Source organism: Breznakia blatticola, from assembly GCF_004365815.1.
Taxonomy (GTDB): domain Bacteria; phylum Bacillota_I; class Bacilli_A; order Erysipelotrichales; family Erysipelotrichaceae; genus Breznakia; species Breznakia blatticola.
In genome coordinates, this window is the sequence record NZ_SODD01000044.1 from 1 (window position 1) to 20,725 (window position 20,725).

Sequence of the window (20,725 nt, forward strand, 5' to 3'; positions counted from 1 at the left end):
AACTGTCGAAACATGTTGGAAAGCCGTATACGTTAGTAGCGTACGTACGGTTTGATAAGGGGCGATTGAAGTAATTCAGTCGCCTACTTTTTATTGGATTATACTTGAAAAAGAATACCTAATATTCTCACAACCACAAAAAACAATACAAATCCAAGCAGAAACGGTATTGTCATTTTACCAGGTCCTTTTCCATATAACATTTCAAGTTCACCCATGGTTTTCTTTGGATTGTTGGGGTTTACATACAGTGTGATTTGCGCTGGTGCACGACCTTGCATTATTTTGTTTGTCTTATACATCTTACTTCCAGGATTTATATAGTATTTATAGGTTGCTTTATAGTAAACGCTATTTTTTTCTTCATAATAGCGTCTTTGTTTTAGTAAGTATCCCGTTACTTCTAAACCATCTTGTTTTGCTTGCTCGATGGTTTTATACGCTTTTGCTTTGCTTTTATTTTGTATTTTCATCATAAAAATGAAGTAAATGATTGTAATTACTAAAGCAATACATAAGATGATAACCGTTTTCGTTTGTTCCATTTATCTGTCCCCTTTTTCAAAAGTATAGCATATGAATTTCGTATCATACTATGTTTTCTTTTTACGACACATAGGGCTTTCATAAAAAAAGTATGACTTTTTGATCATACTTTTTAATCTTTAAATCGTTTTGTTAGTTTCTCTTTTTCTTTATTGACCCAAGAGTGATCAATTTCTTTAGCTAAACTATCTGCAAATTCACCAACATCATCTCCAGTAATTTGTTTTACCGATAAACCTTGTGCAACACCATCTTCAAACATCTCAAGAAGTCCTCCGATTACTTGTTGAGCATTATGTCCTGATGTATCTGCATGTGACCATAAATATTTTTCTACATGTTCATAAACATCTTTATAATCTTTAGGTAATGCTTCAATTCTCGCTTTGTATTTACGATATTCTTCTTTATCTTTTTTTATGTTTTTTAAACTTACAAGACCTTCTTTTATATAGTTTTTAATACTCATTTTTTCATTCATTTCTTAGTCCTCCAAATGTGTTTTTTGTATATGTTGTATTTTTGTGGATAGTTCATTCCATGATCGCCAAAAAGCATCTAACTGCTGTTGTCCTTGTGTATTTAATGTATAAAACTTACGCATTGGACCAATCGATGATGGTTTTTTACTAATATCTACCCACCCATTTTTTTCTAAACGAATCAGTATTGTATACACCGTTCCTTCAACAACATCTTCAAATCCTTGTTCATTTAGTGTTTTGGTAATTTCATATCCATACGTTTCCTGTTTTTTTATAATATCCAACACCAATCCTTCAAGAACACCTTTTAGCATCTCTGTTTGTTTAATCATATGTTTACCTCTAATCGTACTAACTACTTTGTATCACTTAATACAAGTAGATAGTAACACATAGTAGTGTAGTTGTCTACTATTTTGTCTTACTAAGTAGTACTATAATAACCCAATATATAAAATGGGTTATTATAGTATCAAGATAAAACTACACTTTGAAAACTAATTAAATTTTTCTATTCTAAAGTAATTTCTTCATTTGCTGTTTGATATATATCAATGCGATTTTCAACATTGATGCGATTTACAAGCCATCCTTTAAAGTGACATTGTTGAATAAAATCATCAATTCTATTTACTCCATTTATCTCTTTTAAAGTAACTACAACACCAAATCTAATACCCTCACCATCACTGTTACTCAAACGCTCTTTTGTTTTAATACTCATTCCCCACATTGGATTTTTATAGACTTTTTTACCTTTTGAACGTTCTTTGATAGGTTCACTAATATGCTTTACGTTATCCCATTTTCTAAATAATTTTCTCGCATCTTCTTCAAAAAGATAATGTTCCTTATCTTCAATACTCTGCTTGTTTTTGTTAATAGATTTTAGTATACCATTGTCATCAATTCTTCCAAAGTAAATATCCAACTCAGTATTAGTATAATCTACTCCTTGATTTCTAGAACATTTTGGGAAGTAACATAATGTAGCTTTTGCTACATATGGATGTTTATTTTGGTATATAGGAACTGGAAAACTGTACTTGTATGTATCATATTTTTCTGACACACCCTCAACAACAAATTTAATTTCATCTTCTGTCGACTGTATAATATCCTCAATTCGTATAGGAACTACTCCATTTCCTTTAAGTGATAGTTCTTCAAAATCTTTATGATTTTCCCAACCAATAGCAGAGTCAATAATTAGAGCTTTAGCTATCTCCTTACTAAGTCCTATAACGTCTATAAGATAAGAAAGTTTTCTTGCAATCCATGGCGCAGCAAACGAAGTACCTGCTACTTTTGATTCTCCAAGAGGCTCACATACTGAAATATAATTATCCCTCGTTCCTCCATAATAACAAACATCTGGTTTAGTAAAAAAGGAAAGAACAATACCTCTTCTTGAATAATCTGCAGGTATATTATTTAAGTCCACAGAGTTAACTATTATTGAATTAATGGAGTCTGCTGGAGCACCAATTCTTCTGTTTTCATCTTTATCTCTATTATTTGTTCCAGCTATTACGAAAATCACATCGTTCTCAAATTGAATTTGATCCAAAACTGCTCCCTCTGCTGAGATAAAACTTTCTTTAATCTCATCATTAGAACCTAATGACAGATTCCATACTCTAATATCACGGTTTTCTGCCACAATTTCCTTAATAGTACGTATAATTGTAAATGAATTAAATGCTCTATTTGTTGCTACACCAAAATGACGTACTTTAAATCTTCCACAACCGTCATCTAGATGTGGATTAATACTCGGTCCATCTACAATTAATGATGAAACTGCAGTACCATGTTTATAATCATCTGCATCTGTAGGAATATTTACATCTATTTTATTATGAAATTCTACCCATTCATGAAAATATACTCGTTCATCAAAAAGAGTATCTATAACTCCTATTGTGGGTTCATTCTTCGGTGATGGTATTAAGTTAGCATCGATTTCAAACGGTTCCGAGAAATCACTTGGAGAAAGTTCAGAAATATTTTCAACTGCCATTGCTACTAAATATGGTGCTTTTTGAAGAAGTGTATGTAAATACTGTTCATCCAATAAAACTGTTGTTTTATTTAAAATACGTTCGTTAAATATTGGAATTCCTAGTTTTTCTAATAACTCTTGTGTATTAGTTCCTGTATCATAAAGTGTCACAATAGAACTTTTATTTATTTCAAAATCAGCACGTTCTACATCAAACTTTTCGATATAAGAAGTATCTACGATTATTTTTTGAAATTTAGATTTTGAAGTATTATATGATTTACAATTAATACATTCAATGTTTTTTTTCTCATTAAAATAGATATCATTTATACTCCCATTAAACTCATTATTTAATATATTAATCACATACTGTGCATTAATAATTGAATTTTCTATTGCCGAATAAGGAATAAAATGTGTAATTATATGTTTCTTTTTGTTGTCCGAAAATTTTGCTCCAACAATTGTATCATTAGGAGATTTACTTCCATTACATAAAAAAAACTTACATCTGTTACTCTTAGCAATAATTGTATTGTAATAAACACTAATAAGACATCCGTTTAGTAGTTTCTCTATTTTCCAAAATCTCTTCATTTCTTCTAAATACAAAATTAAGCGTTCAATATCCTTTACACTTACTATACTATTTTTAGCCAATTTTGGAGAACCTGGTTTACCAGGATTTTTTCTTTGATCAAAACTTCCTTTCAAGTTCAAAATATCATTTTTCACTTCATACCTCCCTCAGTTCTCTTGCTACCTGACTTTTTGAAATTCCCGTTAATAACTCGATTTCTCGAAGTGTAAACCCCAACTCTTTTAGTTCTAATAAAGATGGTTCTTTGTGTTCAAAATCTATAAATTTCAGTAATCTTTTTAAATAGTCAAATTCATTACTTGGATCACTAAAAGCTAGAGATACCTTAATTATGTTTTTTAATTCTCCTGGATTCGGAATATTATCCATATTTTTCATTATTTTTCTAAAAAGTTTCATGTTTTTACCAGCATATTTAAATTTTTTTAGTAATCCATTAAGCATTATTTCAGATATATCAATTAAATCTTCTTTCGAATATCTATTAAAATTGATAATTGAATCAAATCTTCTCACTAAGGCCTTATCAAAATTTTTAAACAAATTTGTTGTTGCAATTAATACTACTTGATCATTTAATTGATCCAACTCTTTTAGAATAGTTGAAGTTACTCTTCCCATTTCTCTTAAGTCATTTGAATTCACTCTATCTAATGCAATAACATCTATTTCATCAAATAAAATTAGTATTTTTGAAGGATGTGGTAATTTATTAATTTCACTAAAAACAGATACAATATTCTTAGCTGTTTGACCCATCTTGCTATCAATTAATTCGCTAAATTCAATCATATATAATTTTCTATTTAGCAATCGTGCAACTTGCTTCACCGTTTCTGTTTTCCCTGTACCTGGTAATCCTTCAAATAAAAATTTATTAATTCCCACATCATGATTAACTGCGTTAATTATTCCCTTTATATCGTCTGTAATTTCTTTAGGCAGAGGTAATGGCTCGCTATTTACTTCAACTTCTTTAAAAAATGTATTTTCAAAATACTCTCCCTGTGGTACAAATGTATTTGCATTTGATAACAAACTCATAATGTACTCTGATAATTGGTGATCACCATTTTTATCAAAATATCGAGCAATTTCAATTGCTTCATTTCTAAATTGCATGTCATTTTTTTCTGTATAATATTTAATTAAGTTAAGTATATTTTTCTTTTTCATCATCTACTACCTCCTGTATATATATTTTAACACATTTTGGGACAAAAATACATTAAATGGGACAATTTCTTTTTTTATTATAATTTACAAAGAAGTTGAATAATTTTAACCTTATTATAGAAATAGTATATAATCCTTTTTTCTAATAAGCACAATTTTTGATATAAAAAAACACCCTTTCGAGTGTTTAGTCTTCGCTATAACAGATTTTCAAACGACGTTGGTTTCCATCACCCTCAGATACAGTTGTAATGTGATCAAATGTTGATAGATGATTGTGAATTGCTTTACGTTCATCATTTGGCATTGGATCTAAAACTGCATCCGTTTTGGTTTGTTGAACACTTTTTGCAACACGTGTTGCAATTGATACAACTTTGCGGTAGCGTTCTTCCTTATATCCATTAATATCAACTAATGTTGAAATACGTTTTTTGAATGTTCCTGATACTGCTGCTTTTAATACCGTATTCATGGCTTGTAATGTTTGACCATTCTTACCAATTAAAATCGCATTGTTTCTTGCATTAATTGTTGCTTTATAGAAGTTATCATCTTCCTCTTCAACACTTAATTCGATTTCCATTTCCATGTTATCGAAAAATTGAAGAATATAATCATAAACAAAATCTAAGATATCACGTTTTGTAAATGCTTCAACTGTAATTTCTTTTCCGACTCCTAGAAATCCTGCTTTTTCTTCAAGAATTTTATATGTAATATCTTCGATATCTACATCTTCTTGTGTGGCAATCGTTTCTAGAATTTCATCAATTGATTTCCCTGTATATGTTTTCATAGCAACCACCTAGTCTTTAATAAAGAATTTATCAATCACAATATTTTGAATTACACGAACACATGAACTAACTAATAAGTAGAATGTCATACCTAATGGCCAGCTAAATCCTAAGAATACCATCATTGCTACAGAAACATACATCATCATGTTCATGTTTCCAGCCATACCTTTTTTCTCAGGTTGTGCATATTTCTTAATTTTTCTATTCTTTTCATTACGACGTTTCGCTAAAATTTGAGGAATTTTGAATGAAACAAATTGCATCACTGCCATTAATAAGAAAATTACAATAACTGGAATTTCCATTTCACCAATTGCAGCTTGTGGTGTCATCGTTAAATCAATTCCAAAGAATGATCCTGTATAAACTGATGATGCTCTCATACATGCTTGATAGATACCAATCATAATTGGTAATTGAATAAATAACGTTACGATTGAACCCATTGGGTTGATGTCGTGTTTTTTATATAGCATTTGAAGTTCTTGGCTCATACGCATTTTACTTGCTTGATCCGTTTTACCTTCATATTTTGCTTGAATTTTAGCTTGCTCACCTTGAATCATTTGCATCTTTTGTGTTTGTGCTTGTTGTTTAATTGTAAATGCAGCTGTAATTACGTTTACAATAATTGTTGTCACAATAATACCAACCCCTGCATCAGAGAATGTTGCAACCCAGTTGATCATTTGTGCCATTGGCCAAACAAAGATGTTAAACCATCCATCACCAATACTCTTTAAATATGGTGTACTAAGGAAAATTAATTGTTCCTTATCTACAGTACCATCTGCGTTACGTGGTGAACTACACCCAGCAACAAAAACTATTAAGAACAATGAGAAGATAATTAACTTCTTATGATCTTTTATATACTTTTTAATCATGTTCATTTTTCTACTCCATTTCTAAAAATGCTTACTTTTTAATTCTAACTTGTTTTACTATTCTTTCCAAGTTATTTTTGTTGTTTTTATAGTCGTTTTCAAGATAATCTTCGCGAATAAGTAAAATTGAATCGAAATCTTCTTCAAAACTATAAATTTCCTGAACCATCATTCGCACTTGTCGTTTAACTTTATTTCTTACAACTGCATTTCCAATCTTCTTTTTTACCGTAATTCCAACACGCGGAATATCTTCTTTACGTTTTCTAACATATAAAATAATTCCTTTGGATTTGTAAAATTGTCGATTTTTGATGATTTCAGTAAATTCATCTGCTTTTTTGATCCTGTATGCTTTTTTCATATACATTCCTCACATAAATAAAAATATCTCGCCAAGACGAGATATTTTTAAAGCGTTGTTATTAAACTCATGTTTATCATTTTAACTGTTATATTAATTAAGCTGATAAAACTTTTCTACCTTTACTACGTCTTCTAGCTAGAACGTTACGTCCTCCAGGTGTTTTCATGCGAGCTCTAAACCCGTGTGTTTTTTGATGTTTTCTCTTATTTGGTTGATAAGTTCTTTTCATCAAGTACACCTCCTTTTCTACATATTAATAAACATTGCTTTTAGATTATATCGCAGCACCTTATCCAAGTCAACAAAAAAGTGTATTTCAGAGCAGATTCGTTTGTAAGGTTTTTCATGGGTCAATGAATATTGCTTGTGCATTTGAAAACGAAAATGACGAATACACTTTTGCTTAGTCATTTGAAACTGTCTAAACATCATGCATATCGTCATTTTTTGCATTATAAAAAAACTTATGTCCTTAACCTCTTTTGGTTCTAGTTAAAATTATACATACTCATATAATTGGTTTGTTTTTTCTCGACATGAGTCTTCGCCATCGATAGCATTACCAGATTTGCTAATTGAACTCTCACTCTAATTGTATCTAAGTTTCGCAAATAATGATGCTCAAATCCATAATCACAATCCAACCTTGCATTATACCTTTCAACTGCGGTACGCCCTTTATAGAGTCTTTTAAACTTCTTTGATCCTCTTGCTACTTCGTTGAATATACGCTCATCATCTTTTAGATATAATCGATATACTTTTCCATTATGCTCATATCTCATGGCTTTTCTTGTTTTGTCATAACCTAAGTATTTCATAGAATCCGCTTTACCTGTTTCAGGATTTGCGTAATAAATATCACCATTTTCATAGTAGTATATGTTCGTATCTTTGTATTGTGTTCCATCTTCATCTTTTCGCATTTTCCTTGCATCAACGATAGGTATAATCCCCAGTCCTCTTGCTTGATTGAATAATTCCTTCCCATCATATCCTTTGTCAAGCATTAGGTACTTTGGCTTGTGACTTAACCTTCATTACCGTACGTTCACTGATATTGGCTTTATCAATATGTACGTTAATTGGGAGTCCAGTTAATACATCCACAATTACGTGCGCTCTAAACCCAAAGAAACTATGTTTTTTAATCTTTTCTTTTCCATTTTTATCTGTAATGAAATTTTCTTTAATGGATACCGATGCATCATTCTCGCTACGACGATCTCCATCTGCATGTTCATTTACTCGATTCGCATAACTCTGAATATATTTTCCATCTCCAGCTAACTTTTCTCCAAATCCATCCACATTCTCATAAAAATACTCTACCAGATTCTTTTGAATAGAATCTAGTTCCTCTTGATAATTTTCCAACCTTTGGTAGAATCGCGTAAAGACTGCTTCTCCAGGAACTTTCTTTTTAATCCCATCAATATAATCAATATCTCTTAACCCACATATCTTTCGCAAATCTCTATTTCGGTTTAATTCTCTTATAAATGAAGCAGTAGAATTATGTCCTAATACAATCTTTGCGAGAGCTAGATTCAACATCACTTCATTTGGATAATCATTTCTTCCTTTTCCACGCTCACGATTCAGAGCAGTTACCAATGTAGAAACATCTAGTCCCTTGAAACAATATTCTAAACGCAAAAAATCATCACTTACTTCAAGATCTAAACACTCGAAGATATCCATTTGAGTGTGTTGCATTCGGAATTTCTTCAAAAGTGATTTTTCTTCATGAATTAATAATGATTTTGGTTGTTCTTGTGGTACAATTGTTTGCATAAGAGGTCTCCTGTATTATGTATTGTTTGGTACTTATATTTTACCATGGATTGGCCTCTTATACCTTTAAATAAAGGGTTTTTGAACCTTTTTTCAATTTGATACGTAAAAACGATGGATTTCACTCATTTCAGAGATAATCCATCGTTTTCTTTGTGGTTTTGGTGCGAAACGAATTTATCACACATCATTTCAACCAGTGTTCATCGCAATTATTTAACTAACGAATTGACTCGTATTTCATGATTAATAAAGTATACAATTTATCGAATATTTCTTTCTATTATTTATGATGTAAAAAAGAATATATTTTTAGTTTCAAACAGGTTTTCCATGATGTTAAAAAACATAGTTTTCCACATAGGGTGGAAAACTGGGGAAAGTTGTTTAAAGCCCTTTAGTCATGCTCATTTTCTTTTATGGAAAACTATACAATTCTTAGTTTCTTGTGGAAATTTATCAATTTTCTTTTCCACACTTTCCACATCGTACTTTTCAACATAAACTTTTCCCACAGTTTTCCACACCAAAAGATGGGGAAAACTATTTAAAGAGTGATATATCCTTTATTTAAAAGGGTTTTCAATTTTTACGATAATGTGGAAAACTATGTTTTTTACTTTTTGATGGTAGTAATTTACTATCGTTTCATGTAATATATGAGATGTAAATTTGTATTAGGAAAGGATATATTTATGACGGAATCTGGATCAAACACGTATCAAGACTGTTGGCATCAGATTTTGCACAATATCCAAGAAAACAATATCTTTGAAAAATCAGTTTTCCACTCTTACGTTTCAAATTCACTTCTCTACGATGTGCGTGATGGAATTGCGACAATTGAAGTCCCATTTATCACGACAAAACGGTTCTTCGAACAAAACATTGAAGTCTTTAATGATTTACTGTCTACACAGCTAGATCAACAAATTTCTGCTCAAGTTTTGTTAGAAAAAGAACTGTCGAATCGAAAACGTCAAGAGACGCCAAAAGAGGAGTTTATTTTTGAAAATGGAAATAAAATTTTAGAGAACTATACGTTTGAGAATTTTATTCAAGGTCAAAGTAACCAACAATCGTATGCAGCAGCATATGGTTGTGCGTATTCGAGGGAACAAAGTTTTTACAATCCATTATTTATTTATGGAAATTCTGGATTAGGAAAAACCCATTTATTGCATGCTATTTGTAATTATCTTAAAAGTAATCGTCCAGATGTAAAATATCTTTACATTGATGGAAATGATTTCATTAATTTAATTATTAAATCGCTTAAAGAGAATAAATCTGATGTTTTTATAGAAAGTATTTGTCAATTGGATTATTTGCTAATCGATGATATTCAGCATCTTGCAAAAACAAATCAAAGCCAAGAATTATTCTTTAATATTTATAATAAGTTGAAGGATAGTGGGAAACAAATCATTTTAACTAGTGATGTGTACCCTTCAGAACTAAAAAATATTAATGCGAGAATTATTTCACGTTTTACATCGGGCTTATCGGTAAGTATTACATCACCTGAATTTGAAACAGCGGTTTCGATTCTTCAAAAGAAACTTGAAGGTAGAACCAATGAAATCATTATTACAGATGATGCACTCTTCTATATTGCAAACCGTTTTAATGAAGATGTTAGAAAACTGGAAGGTGCCTTAAATGAACTATTATTTAAAGCAATCTTACATAACCCAGAAGTTATTGATGAACATTTCACAATTGATATGTTCAAAGACAATCCGATTATTTCACAAACGGATGAATTAACACCAAAGAAAATAAAGAAAGAAGTTTGTAATTACTACAATATTACATTGAAGCAAATTGAATCAAAATCAAGAACTGCAGATATTGCAAATGCACGTCATATCGCTATTTATTTAATTCGTGAACTTCTTGATGTACCATTTAAAAAGATTGGATCTGAATTTGGTAATCGTGATCATTCCACAATTATGACTTCTTATGATAAAATTGTAGGGTACCTAAATGAAAAAGGTATCTATAAAGATGTTATTGATGATATTAAAAAACGTTTAGGTGTTTACGCATAAATTATTTCCACAAAATTTTGCCGTAAATCTAAACAGTGAAAAACTGCTAAAAAGTATGATAAATACTTATTATTTTTTACTTTTCAAGGTTTTCCACACACTAGTAGTAATACTATCTTAAAAAATTATTATACAGACAGGGGGTCACACGATGTTTTTTAAAGTTGATAAGAAACAATTGCTTACAAAATTAAATGTTGTATCTAGAGCTATTTCAAACTATTCACCTTTACCAGCATTTTCTGGTATTAAGTTTGATGTAAATGAAAATGAAATTTGTTTAATGGCATCTGATTCAGATATTTCAATTAAAAACTATATTTCAAAACGTGATGAATGCTTTTTAGAAATTGAACAAACAGGTTCAATTGTTATTGAGGCAAAATACATTCTTGATATTGTTCGTAAAATGGACACAGAAGTTATTTCTATTGAAGTAGCTGATGGAGTGAATGTTAAAATTTATGATGAAACAAGTGAATTTAATATTATTGGTATTTATGCAAATGAATATCCAATGATTGATTTCACAAAAGGAGAAGACTTCTTTACAATTTCAACAATGAAATTAAAGTCGGTCTTAAATCAAACCTTATTTGCGACAAGTGATAAAGACAATCGTCCTTACTTAAATGGAATTAATGTTCATATTCATGATGGACATGTCGATTGTACAGCTACAGATAGTTATCGTTTAGCAAAAACTTCATTTGATGTAGATAGTACGATTGATTACAACATTATTATTCCTTCAAAATCATTAAATGAATTATTAAAGTCATTAGATGATGATCAAGAAATCAAAGTTCATGTATCGAATAAGAAAGTACAATTTGTATTTGAAGATACACTTATTCAAACACGTTTAATTGAAGGAAGTTTCCCTGATACAAATAAACTGATTCCTGAACAGTTCCAATATGAACTTAAAGTAGAAACAAGAGATATCTTAAGTGCGATTGACCGTATGAGTTTTATTAAAAATGATGGAATTAACATTATTAAATTAGATCTTAACGAAAATGAAAGTATTCTTTCAACGAAATCACAAGATATTGGATCTGCTACTGAGATTTTAAAAACAGCTTCATTCAATGGTGAATCCTTAGCGATTTCATTTAATGGTCGTTATGTATTTGAAGCCATTCGTGCAATTCATGCAGATACGATTACTTTTAAGTTTTCAGGAGAGATGAAACCATTCATTATCCAAAGTGAAGAAAACGAAGAAGTATTACAATTGGTATTACCAGTTCGTACCTATCTATAACAAAATACGCCTTTTACGGGGCGTTTTTTATTTGTCGCATAATTATATTATTTTAACTAAAATTGAATAGAGAGCGTTTTAAGGGTGTATATGGACGTGTCCTATCTTTTTAATTATCTATTTTCATTGAAATATGATATAATAATCTAGGTGGAAAATGGAGATATATCTATGGAAATAAAGATTGAAACCGAATATGTAACACTAGGACAATTTTTAAAACTTGCTGATTTTATTAGCAGTGGTGGTGAAGCTAAATTCGCTGTCAAAGAATTGGACATTATCGTAAATGGAGATAAAGAAGATCGTCGTGGTCGTAAGCTATATCCTAACGATGTTGTAGTAGTTGAAGGTCAAACGTTTACCATTGTATGATCATAGAAAACTTACAACTTTCACATTTTCGTAATTATGAACGTTTACAAATGGACTTCACACCAGGAATTCATTTGTTTTACGGACATAATGGACAAGGAAAGACCAATATACTGGAAGCATTATATTATCTATCTTGTGCGAAAAGTCATCGGGTGCGTCATGATGAATATTTAATGCAAAAAAACTTTGATTATTTTTCATTAAAAGGACAAATTGTGAATGATAATAAAACGGTTTCCTTGATGTGTAATGTTGACACAAAAGGAAAACATTTATTTTTATTCAATACACCGGTAAGTAAAGTCAGTGAATACATTGGATTTTTTAATGCCATCATGTTTTATCCAGATGATTTATTGTTGTTTTCACAAGCACCAAAAAAACGTAGACAGTTTATTGATTTAGAATTAGGTAAATTGAGTAGTGGCTATACACATGCATTAGTTGATTACTATAAAATTCTAAAAGAAAAAAACAAGTATTTAAAAAATCATAAAATTGATGATTTGTTTTTAGATACACTTGATGAGCAACTCATTGATTTACAAGTAAAAATCATGAAACAGCGTCATCATTTTATTGAAATGTTGATGCAACACACTAAAAAGTATTTTCAATTATTTGAAAATAAAGATTTAGAAATATCATGTGTTTATGAAAGTGATGTAGTATACATTGAAGATGAGACATTACTAAAACAAAAGATGACAGAAAAAATGAGAAAACATCGGGAAAAAGAGAAGTTGTTTCATACTTCATTAGTGGGAATTCATAAAGATGACTTTACGTTTATGATTAACCAGCAAAAAGTTGAAACATTTGCTTCACAAGGACAAAAACGGATGTATATTCTTAGTTTAAAACTAGGGATGATCAATAGTATTTATCAAATCAAAAAAGAATATCCAGTATTGTTGTTGGATGATGTATTTTCAGAATTAGATGAACAAAAAAGAGAGATATTATTAAATATATTACCTGTTGATGTACAAGTGTTTATTACAGCAACAGAATGTATTCAATTAAAAAAGAATCATAATATTACATATTATGAAGTGATACAAGGAACAGTAAATAAGAGGAGGATAAGTGATGAATGAAGAAAAAGTAACCCATTCATATACGGCAGATGACATTCAGGTTCTTGAAGGACTTGAGGCCGTTCGTAAACGACCAGGGATGTACATTGGTTCGACTGCAGAACGTGGACTTCATCATTTGGTTTGGGAAATTGTAGATAACGGAATTGATGAGGCACTTGCAGGATTTGCAGATACCATTACGATCGTTATTGAAAAAGACAACATTATTCGTGTTGAGGATAATGGACGTGGGATGCCAGTCGGAATTCACAAGAAAACGGGACGTTCCACTGTAGAAACTATTTTTACAGTACTGCATGCCGGAGGTAAATTCGGTGGTGGAGCGTATAAAGTTTCTGGGGGATTACATGGTGTAGGTGCATCTGTTGTTAATGCCTTAAGTGAATGGTTAGAAGCGGAAATTCACCAAGATGGTAAAATACATAAACTTCGTTTTGAAGATGGAGGAAAACCAGTTGATGAATTGAAAGTTATCGGTGAAACCGATCAACATGGATCAATTGTACGCTTTAAAGCAGATCCTACAATTTTTACCGAAACAACAACATATAACTTTGAAACAATCAAAACCAGAGTACGTCAACTTGCCTTCTTAAATAAAGGAATTCGTATGGTTCTTCGTGATGAACGTGAAGCTGAACCAGTGGAAATTATTTATCACTATGAAGGTGGTATTAAAGAATACGTAGAATACTTAAATAAAAATAAAGAAGTAATTCATCAAGATGTAATTTACTGTGAAGGATTAGAAGAAGGTATAATTGCTGAAATTGCACTGCAATACAATAATGGATATATGCCTAATATTTATTCTTTCTGTAATAACATTAATACGATTGAAGGGGGAACACATGAAGATGGATTCCGTCTTGCTTTAACTCGTGTTATTAATAAATATGGACAAGAAAATGGTCTTATTAAAAAAGATGAAACACTTGTTGGGGATGATGTTCGTGAAGGATTGACTGCAATTATTTCAATCAAGCACCCGAACCCTCAATATGAAGGTCAAACAAAGACTAAATTAGGAAACTCTGAAGTACGTAAAATCGTATCAAGTATTTTAGGAGAAAACTTAGAACGTTTCTTCTTAGAAAATCCAGATACAGCAAAAATCGTATTAGAAAAAGCTACAGTTGCTAGTAAAGCAAGAATGGCTGCAAAAAAAGCACGTGAATTAACACGTCGTAAGAGTGCTCTTGAGATTTCAAGTTTACCTGGTAAGCTTGCGGACTGTTCAAGTAAAGATGCAAGTCAATCAGAAATCTATATAGTCGAAGGGGACAGTGCCGGAGGAAGTGCCAAACAAGGACGGAATCCTCGATATCAAGCAATTTTACCACTAAGAGGTAAGATTCTTAATGTTGAAAAAGCACGCTTACATAAAATTTTTGAAAACAATGAAATCCGTTCTATGGTTACCGCATTCGGTATCGGAATTGGTGAGGAATTAGATATTGATAAACTGCGTTACCATAAAATTGTAATTATGACCGACGCCGATGTCGATGGTGCACACATTCGTACACTATTATTGACATTCTTCTATCGTTATTTAAAACCATTGGTTGAAGGTGGATACATCTATATTGCACAACCACCATTATTTAAAGTGCAAAAAGGAAATAGCATTAAATATGCATATTCGGATGATGAAATGGAACAAATTCGTTCGGAGATGGGAGATCGTACCAATATCCAACGTTATAAAGGTCTTGGAGAGATGAATGCGGATCAACTTTGGGAAACAACTATGAATCCTGAAAATCGTACACTGATTCAAGTAACAATTGAAGATGCAATTGCTGCTGATGAAGTATTCTCGATGTTAATGGGTGATGAAGTTGAACCACGTCGTAAATTTATTCAAGATAATGCAGTATACGTAGAAAACTTAGACATTTAGGGGGAATTTGCAATGGATGATATTAATAAAGTAAAGCAGTTAGACATCGTCACAGATATGCGTAAAAGTTTCCTTGATTATTCGATGTCTGTAATTGTTGCTCGTGCATTACCAGATGTAAGAGATGGAATGAAACCAGTACACCGTCGTATTATTCATGGGATGAATGAACAAGGAATGTACTCTGATAAACCATATAAGAAAAGTGCCAGAATCGTTGGGGACGTAATGGGGAAATATCACCCGCATGGGGATTCATCTATTTATGAAGCCATGGTTCGTATGGCTCAAGATTTCTCATATCGTTATCCATTAGTTCAAGGTCACGGAAACTTTGGTTCGATGGATGGAGATGGTGCAGCGGCAATGCGTTATACCGAAGCACGTATGTCTAAAATCACAATGGAATTGATTCGTGATATTAATAAAGACACGGTTGATTTTATACCAAACTATGATGGTGAAGAAACAGAACCTTCTGTTTTACCATCAAAATTTCCAAACTTAGTTGTAAATGGATCAATGGGGATTGCCGTAGGTATGGCAACTAACATTCCACCACACAACTTAAGTGAAACTATTGATGCAACGATTGCCATTATTCGTAATCCAGAGATTACAATTATGGAATTAATGGAAAATCATATCTTTGGACCTGATTATCCTACAGGTGGAACAATATTAGGAAGAAGTGGAATTAAACAAGCCTTTGAAACTGGTCGTGGTAGTATTATTACGCGTGCAAAGGTAAAAATTGAAGAGAAAAGTAATGGAAAAACACGCTTTATCTTTAATGAAATTCCATACCAAGTAAATAAATCAAACTTAGTTAAGAAAATTGCTGAGCTTGTACGTGATAAAGCAATTGAAGGAATTACAGAATTACGTGATGAAAGTAACCGTGACGGAGTACGTATTGTTATTGAGTTACGTAAAGATGTACAACCAGATATCGTATTAAATCAATTGTATCGTTTAACACCATTACAAAGTTCATTTGGTGTTAACTTCTTAGCACTTGTAAATGGTGCACCAAAACAATTGAATATTAAAGAAGCATTACAACATTATATTGATCATCAAATCGAAGTTATTGAAAGAAGAACTAGATATGACTTACGAAAAGCTGAAGAACGTGCACATATCTTAGAAGGATTAAAGATTGCATTAGATAACATTGATGCGATTATTACATTAATCCGTAATTCAAAAGATGATGAAACAGCACGTAATGGCTTAATGGAGAACTTTGAATTATCTGAAATTCAAGCACGTGCGATTCTTGAAATGCAACTTCGTCGTTTAACTGGATTGCAACGTGAACGTATTGAAAATGAATACAATGAATTACTAGCTAGAATTACAGATTTGAAAGACATTTTAGCAAATCATGAACGTGTATTAACAATTATTTGTGATGAGTTAACGGAAATCAAAGAAAAATACGGTGATGAACGTCGTACTGAAATTAGTGATGAAGGTATTGATATTGAGGATGAAGACTTAATCCCAGTTGAAGATATCGTAATTTCTATGACAGAAACCGGATATATTAAACGTATTCCAATTGATACATACCGTACACAAAACCGTGGTGGTCGTGGAGTTAAAGGAATGAATATGAATGAAGATGATGTAATTGATATGTTAATTACAATGTCGACACATGATTATTTGTTACTATTCTCTAACTTTGGACGTGTATATCGTATGAAAGGTTATAAAGTACCTTCAGGAACAAGAACATCTAAGGGTATTCCAGTAGTGAACTTACTAAATCTAAATGAAGGTGAAAAGATTCGTGCTATGATTCCTGTACAAACTGAATCAGAAATGAAATATTTATTCTTTGTAACTAAAAATGGATTAGTAAAACGTGTAGATGAACAAGAATTCTATTCAATTCGTCAAAATGGTAAGATTGCTATTACCTTACGTGATGGTGATGAACTAGTCGGTGTTCGTCAAACAAATGGAGATAATGAAATTGTTATTGCTGGAAGTAATGGGAAAGCAGTACGTTTCAATGAAAACCAAGTACGTCCAATGGGACGTAGTGCAAGTGGTGTACGTGGATTTAATGTTGACGGATCTACAGTTGTAGGTATGGCGACAAGTGAAGAAGGTCAATATATCTTATCAGTTAGTGAAAATGGATATGGTAAACGTACAAATATGGATGAATACCGTCTAACAAGCCGTGGTACGAAAGGTGTTAAAACAATTAATATTACTGAGAAAACAGGTAATTTAGTTGCTGTTCGTGCAGTAAATGGTGACGAAGATGTCATGATTATTACGGACCAAGGTATTATTATTCGTATTTCATTAGAAAATGTTGGTGTATATGGTCGTAACACGCAAGGAGTTAAATTAATTAACGTAGCGGAAAATGAAAAAGTAGCACGTGTAGCTCCAGTTGCGAAACAAGAAAATGAAGAAGACGAAATTTTGGAAGAACTAGAAGAAACAGTCGTTGAAAAAGTTCTTGAAGACCTAGACAACAAAGCAAGTGAATGATATAAATAAAGAAAGCGATGATAAGGATAAGTAATTGGATCATTATTTATAGAGAGTTAGTGGTAGGTGTAAACTAATAATAATCCCAGTGAAATCAACCTTTGAGTGATTTAATGAAATGAGTAATTAAATCCGGTAGTACCGTTATAACTTTAAGGACTGTATAGTTGAAGAAGGGTGGCAACGCGCTGCATAGCGCCCCTTTAGGTAAGCCACTCTTCTTTTATTTTTGTAAGGAGATAAACAATGATTGATATTAAGTTTTTAAGAGAAAATCCAGAAGTAGTAAAAGAGAATATTAAAAAGAAGTTTCAAGATAGTAAATTACCATTAGTAGATGAAGTTATTGCACTTGATAAAGAAAGTCGTGAGACACAAACAAGAGCTGATGAATTACGTGCAAATCGTAATAAACTAAGTAAAGAAATTGGTTTATTAATGAAAGATGGTAAACGTGATGAAGCTGAGCAAGTAAAAAAAGATGTTCAAGCAATGGCTGATGAACTTGCTACTCTTGAAGCACGTGAAGAAGAAGTACAAAAGAAAGTACTTGATATTATGATGGTAATTCCAAATATCATCGATGATAGTGTACCTATTGGTAAAGATGATAGTGAAAATGTTGAAGTTGAACGTTATGGTGAGCCAGTAGTACCTGCTTTTGAAATTCCATATCACACAGATATTATGGAACGTTTTGATGGAATTGATTTAGATTCAGCACGTAAAGTAGCAGGAAATGGATTCTACTATTTAGAAGGTGATATGGCACGTTTACATTCAGCTGCAATCACATATGCACGTGACTTTATGATTGATAAAGGATTTACGTACTGTATTCCACCATTTATGATTCGCAGTAATGTAGTTACTGGAGTTATGAGTTTTGCGGAAATGGAATCAATGATGTATAAAATTGAAGGTGAGGATCTTTACCTTATTGGAACAAGTGAACATAGTATGATTGGTAAATTCATTGATACAATTATTGATGAAGAAACATTACCTAAAACATATACAAGTTACTCACCATGTTTTAGAAAAGAAAAAGGTGCTCATGGTATTGAAGAACGTGGTGTGTACCGTATTCACCAATTTGAAAAACAAGAAATGATTGTTGTATGTGAACCAGAAGAGAGTCCTATTTGGTTTGATAAAATGTACAAGTATACAATTGAATTATTTAGAAACTTAGATGTTCCAGTACGTGCACTTGAATGTTGTTCAGGAGATTTAGCAGACTTAAAAACAAAAAGTATTGATGTTGAAGCATGGTCTCCACGCCAACAAAAATACTTTGAAGTAGGTAGTTGTTCAAACTTATCAGATGCACAAGCTCGTCGTTTAAAAATCCGTGTAAATGGTAAAAATGGGAAGTACTATGCACATACACTAAACAATACTGTAGTTGCTCCACCTCGTATGTTAATTGCATTGTTAGAAAATAACCTAAATGAAGATGGCTCAATCAATGTACCAGCTGCATTACAACCATACATGGGTGGTAAAAAACGTTTAGTACCTGTGAAATAGTATAATGCATCAATCACAACCAAATGTTTGTATATATCCTGCAATAAGTAATCATAAAGAGAAACTGCAAGATATATGCAATTCATGGACAAATAAAATTGAAGTAGAAGGTTCAAACTTCGATGAAACTTATATAGCAGATTCCTTAGAACATAAGTATTTACCACCAATTGAAGACGCATCAAAAGAGCATCATTACTTTATGGTGATAGAAATAGATAAACAAATCGTTGGTTTCTTTGATATGTATTTAGGATATCCTAGTCATAATGTTGCATGGATAGGAATGTTTCTTATTGATCAAGCATATCAAAAGAAATCATATGGTACACTTGCTATGCAGTATATTGAGAGATTTGTTAAGGAAAAAGGATATTGTACAATGCAATTAGGTGTATATCATACGAATGTAAAAGGATTATCCTTTTGGATTCATACAGGTTTCAACCATATTCAAAAGTTTGTTCATGATAAGGAAACACAAAGAAACATACTTGTACTTGAGAAGCAAATACTATGATGTTCCACGTGGAACATTCTAACTGTAATTACTTTTTTTTTAAGTACTTGTCAAAGTAGAAATGATTCGTTATAATTAGTCTTGCTACTGCAACAATATCTAACTAACTTGGTCAGGTCGGGAACGAAGCAGCCATATGGAAGCTCTATTGTGTGTGGTAGCTTTTATTATATTTTGGAGATATCGTATGGATCAAATATATATGAAGGAAGCTATTGTTGAAGCAAAAAAAGCATACGCAATGGATGAAGTACCAATTGGTGCTGTAATTGTAAAATATAATACTATTATTGCTCGTGCACATAACTTACGTGAACATGAACAACTAGCAACTGCTCATGCAGAAATACTAGCAATTAATGAAGCATGCAAGCAACTACAAAGTTGGCGACTTGAAGGATGTACACTCTATGTTACATTAGAACCATGTCCAATGTGTTCAGGTGCAAGTATATTATCTCGCGTGGATCGTGTTGTATTTGGTGCAAGTGATCAAAAGGGTGGATCTATCGTAAGTAGTTTTTCAATGTTTGACCAACAAGGATACAATCATTATCCAACGTATACTTCAGGAGTACTTGCAGATGAATGTGCAAGTTTACTAAAAGATTATTTTAAAGAGAAGCGAAATAAGAAGTAAAGATACGACATCGTAATTGTCGTGTCTTTTTTATAGGTGTGCCAGGCATGGTGCATATCTAGTTGGTGAAAGTCCAACCGCAGGTGTTACCGCTAAGCGTAGTGAACCACAAGCCGAAGTCGGTGACG

The 20,725-nt window shown here is 31.8% G+C and carries 20 protein-coding genes, 1 other RNA gene and 1 other annotated feature; of the genes, 10 read left to right on the forward strand and 11 right to left on the reverse strand.

Annotated elements, in window-relative coordinates:
* Positions 1-98: 98 nt before the first annotated feature.
* From EDD63_RS09670 to EDD63_RS09720, 11 genes are all read right to left on the reverse strand, one after another.
* Positions 99-545: a DUF3592 domain-containing protein gene (locus EDD63_RS09670; protein WP_134170898.1), complete on the reverse strand. Its 447-nt coding sequence runs from the start codon at positions 543-545 to the stop codon at positions 99-101.
* A gap of 113 nt (positions 546-658) precedes the next feature.
* Positions 659-1,027 carry a DUF1048 domain-containing protein gene (locus tag EDD63_RS09675; protein WP_134170900.1) on the reverse strand — a complete coding sequence of 123 codons (369 nt, stop codon included), beginning with the start codon at positions 1,025-1,027 and terminating at the stop codon, positions 659-661.
* Positions 1,028-1,030: 3 nt separating this feature from the next.
* Entirely contained in the window at positions 1,031-1,363 is a 333-nt protein-coding gene (locus tag EDD63_RS09680; RefSeq protein WP_134170902.1) for a PadR family transcriptional regulator, read from the reverse strand.
* A 179-nt stretch (positions 1,364-1,542) separates the two neighbouring features.
* Positions 1,543-3,774, reverse strand: a complete 2,232-nt coding sequence (locus EDD63_RS09685; protein WP_134170904.1) for a S8 family peptidase — start codon at positions 3,772-3,774, stop codon at positions 1,543-1,545.
* Between the two features lies 1 nt (position 3,775).
* Complete coding sequence (locus EDD63_RS09690; protein WP_243833763.1) at positions 3,776-4,819, reverse strand: ATP-binding protein; 1,044 nt, start codon at positions 4,817-4,819, stop codon at positions 3,776-3,778.
* A gap of 184 nt (positions 4,820-5,003) precedes the next feature.
* A complete protein-coding gene (locus EDD63_RS09695; RefSeq protein WP_134170906.1) occupies positions 5,004-5,615 on the reverse strand; it encodes a R3H domain-containing nucleic acid-binding protein in 612 nt (203 codons plus the stop codon).
* Between the two features lie 9 nt (positions 5,616-5,624).
* On the reverse strand, positions 5,625-6,512 hold the full coding sequence (locus tag EDD63_RS09700) for a YidC/Oxa1 family membrane protein insertase (RefSeq protein WP_243833764.1): 888 nt from the start codon (positions 6,510-6,512) through the stop codon (positions 5,625-5,627).
* A 25-nt stretch (positions 6,513-6,537) separates the two neighbouring features.
* Positions 6,538-6,870, reverse strand: a complete 333-nt coding sequence (gene rnpA / locus EDD63_RS09705; protein ID WP_134170908.1) for a ribonuclease P protein component — start codon at positions 6,868-6,870, stop codon at positions 6,538-6,540.
* 97 nt (positions 6,871-6,967) lie between these two features.
* Positions 6,968-7,102, reverse strand: coding sequence for a 50S ribosomal protein L34 (rpmH, locus tag EDD63_RS09710; RefSeq protein WP_067424745.1), 135 nt, complete (start codon positions 7,100-7,102; stop codon positions 6,968-6,970).
* 259 nt (positions 7,103-7,361) lie between these two features.
* Positions 7,362-7,883: a transposase gene (locus EDD63_RS09715; protein ID WP_134170912.1), complete on the reverse strand. Its 522-nt coding sequence runs from the start codon at positions 7,881-7,883 to the stop codon at positions 7,362-7,364.
* Positions 7,876-8,670, reverse strand: a complete 795-nt coding sequence (locus EDD63_RS09720; RefSeq protein ID WP_134170914.1) for a transposase — start codon at positions 8,668-8,670, stop codon at positions 7,876-7,878. The genes EDD63_RS09715 and EDD63_RS09720 overlap by 8 nt, the downstream gene beginning before the upstream one ends.
* Before the next feature lie 695 nt (positions 8,671-9,365).
* Between EDD63_RS09720 and dnaA the strand changes: the two genes are divergently transcribed.
* The 10 genes from dnaA to tadA all read left to right on the forward strand — a co-directional run bounded on the left by dnaA (position 9,366) and on the right by tadA (position 20,597).
* Complete coding sequence (gene dnaA / locus EDD63_RS09725; RefSeq protein ID WP_134170916.1) at positions 9,366-10,727, forward strand: chromosomal replication initiator protein DnaA; 1,362 nt, start codon at positions 9,366-9,368, stop codon at positions 10,725-10,727.
* A gap of 151 nt (positions 10,728-10,878) precedes the next feature.
* A complete protein-coding gene (dnaN, locus tag EDD63_RS09730; RefSeq protein WP_134170918.1) occupies positions 10,879-11,997 on the forward strand; it encodes a DNA polymerase III subunit beta in 1,119 nt (372 codons plus the stop codon).
* A gap of 171 nt (positions 11,998-12,168) precedes the next feature.
* Positions 12,169-12,372, forward strand: coding sequence for a S4 domain-containing protein YaaA (gene yaaA / locus EDD63_RS09735; RefSeq protein WP_134170920.1), 204 nt, complete (start codon positions 12,169-12,171; stop codon positions 12,370-12,372).
* Positions 12,369-13,475 carry a DNA replication/repair protein RecF gene (recF, locus tag EDD63_RS09740; RefSeq protein ID WP_134170922.1) on the forward strand — a complete coding sequence of 369 codons (1,107 nt, stop codon included), beginning with the start codon at positions 12,369-12,371 and terminating at the stop codon, positions 13,473-13,475. The genes yaaA and recF overlap by 4 nt, the downstream gene beginning before the upstream one ends.
* A complete protein-coding gene (gene gyrB / locus EDD63_RS09745) occupies positions 13,468-15,384 on the forward strand; it encodes a DNA topoisomerase (ATP-hydrolyzing) subunit B (RefSeq protein ID WP_134170924.1) in 1,917 nt (638 codons plus the stop codon). Before recF ends, gyrB begins: the two co-directional genes overlap by 8 nt.
* A 12-nt stretch (positions 15,385-15,396) precedes the next feature.
* Complete coding sequence (gyrA, locus tag EDD63_RS09750; protein ID WP_134170926.1) at positions 15,397-17,904, forward strand: DNA gyrase subunit A; 2,508 nt, start codon at positions 15,397-15,399, stop codon at positions 17,902-17,904.
* Positions 17,905-17,912: 8 nt separating this feature from the next.
* Positions 17,913-18,110, forward strand: a binding site (T-box leader).
* 40 nt (positions 18,111-18,150) lie between these two features.
* Complete coding sequence (gene serS / locus EDD63_RS09755; RefSeq protein ID WP_134170928.1) at positions 18,151-19,437, forward strand: serine--tRNA ligase; 1,287 nt, start codon at positions 18,151-18,153, stop codon at positions 19,435-19,437.
* A 4-nt stretch (positions 19,438-19,441) separates the two neighbouring features.
* Entirely contained in the window at positions 19,442-19,957 is a 516-nt protein-coding gene (locus tag EDD63_RS09760) for a GNAT family N-acetyltransferase (protein WP_134170931.1), read from the forward strand.
* 80 nt (positions 19,958-20,037) lie between these two features.
* An RNA gene (ffs, locus tag EDD63_RS09765) (signal recognition particle sRNA small type) lies at positions 20,038-20,125 on the forward strand.
* Between the two features lie 19 nt (positions 20,126-20,144).
* Positions 20,145-20,597 carry a tRNA adenosine(34) deaminase TadA gene (gene tadA / locus EDD63_RS09770; RefSeq protein WP_134170933.1) on the forward strand — a complete coding sequence of 151 codons (453 nt, stop codon included), beginning with the start codon at positions 20,145-20,147 and terminating at the stop codon, positions 20,595-20,597.
* Positions 20,598-20,725: the final 128 nt, after the last annotated feature.

Excerpts from the sequence above, each read along its gene's own strand:
- EDD63_RS09670 (WP_134170898.1), bottom strand. The coding sequence starts at position 545 with ATGGAACAAACGAAAACGGTTATCATCTTATGTATTGCTTTAGTAATT.
- EDD63_RS09675 (WP_134170900.1), bottom strand. The coding sequence starts at position 1,027 with ATGAATGAAAAAATGAGTATTAAAAACTATATAAAAGAAGGTCTTGTA.
- EDD63_RS09680 (WP_134170902.1), bottom strand. The coding sequence starts at position 1,363 with ATGATTAAACAAACAGAGATGCTAAAAGGTGTTCTTGAAGGATTGGTG.
- EDD63_RS09690 (WP_243833763.1), bottom strand. The coding sequence starts at position 4,819 with ATGATGAAAAAGAAAAATATACTTAACTTAATTAAATATTATACAGAA.
- EDD63_RS09695 (WP_134170906.1), bottom strand. The coding sequence starts at position 5,615 with ATGAAAACATATACAGGGAAATCAATTGATGAAATTCTAGAAACGATT.
- EDD63_RS09700 (WP_243833764.1), bottom strand. The coding sequence starts at position 6,512 with ATGAACATGATTAAAAAGTATATAAAAGATCATAAGAAGTTAATTATC.
- rnpA (WP_134170908.1), bottom strand. The coding sequence starts at position 6,870 with ATGAAAAAAGCATACAGGATCAAAAAAGCAGATGAATTTACTGAAATC.
- rpmH (WP_067424745.1), bottom strand. The coding sequence starts at position 7,102 with ATGAAAAGAACTTATCAACCAAATAAGAGAAAACATCAAAAAACACAC.
- EDD63_RS09715 (WP_134170912.1), bottom strand. The coding sequence starts at position 7,883 with ATGCTTGACAAAGGATATGATGGGAAGGAATTATTCAATCAAGCAAGA.
- EDD63_RS09720 (WP_134170914.1), bottom strand. The coding sequence starts at position 8,670 with ATGCAAACAATTGTACCACAAGAACAACCAAAATCATTATTAATTCAT.
- dnaA (WP_134170916.1), top strand. The coding sequence starts at position 9,366 with ATGACGGAATCTGGATCAAACACGTATCAAGACTGTTGGCATCAGATT.
- dnaN (WP_134170918.1), top strand. The coding sequence starts at position 10,879 with ATGTTTTTTAAAGTTGATAAGAAACAATTGCTTACAAAATTAAATGTT.
- yaaA (WP_134170920.1), top strand. The coding sequence starts at position 12,169 with ATGGAAATAAAGATTGAAACCGAATATGTAACACTAGGACAATTTTTA.
- recF (WP_134170922.1), top strand. The coding sequence starts at position 12,369 with ATGATCATAGAAAACTTACAACTTTCACATTTTCGTAATTATGAACGT.
- gyrB (WP_134170924.1), top strand. The coding sequence starts at position 13,468 with ATGAATGAAGAAAAAGTAACCCATTCATATACGGCAGATGACATTCAG.
- gyrA (WP_134170926.1), top strand. The coding sequence starts at position 15,397 with ATGGATGATATTAATAAAGTAAAGCAGTTAGACATCGTCACAGATATG.
- serS (WP_134170928.1), top strand. The coding sequence starts at position 18,151 with ATGATTGATATTAAGTTTTTAAGAGAAAATCCAGAAGTAGTAAAAGAG.
- EDD63_RS09760 (WP_134170931.1), top strand. The coding sequence starts at position 19,442 with ATGCATCAATCACAACCAAATGTTTGTATATATCCTGCAATAAGTAAT.
- tadA (WP_134170933.1), top strand. The coding sequence starts at position 20,145 with ATGGATCAAATATATATGAAGGAAGCTATTGTTGAAGCAAAAAAAGCA.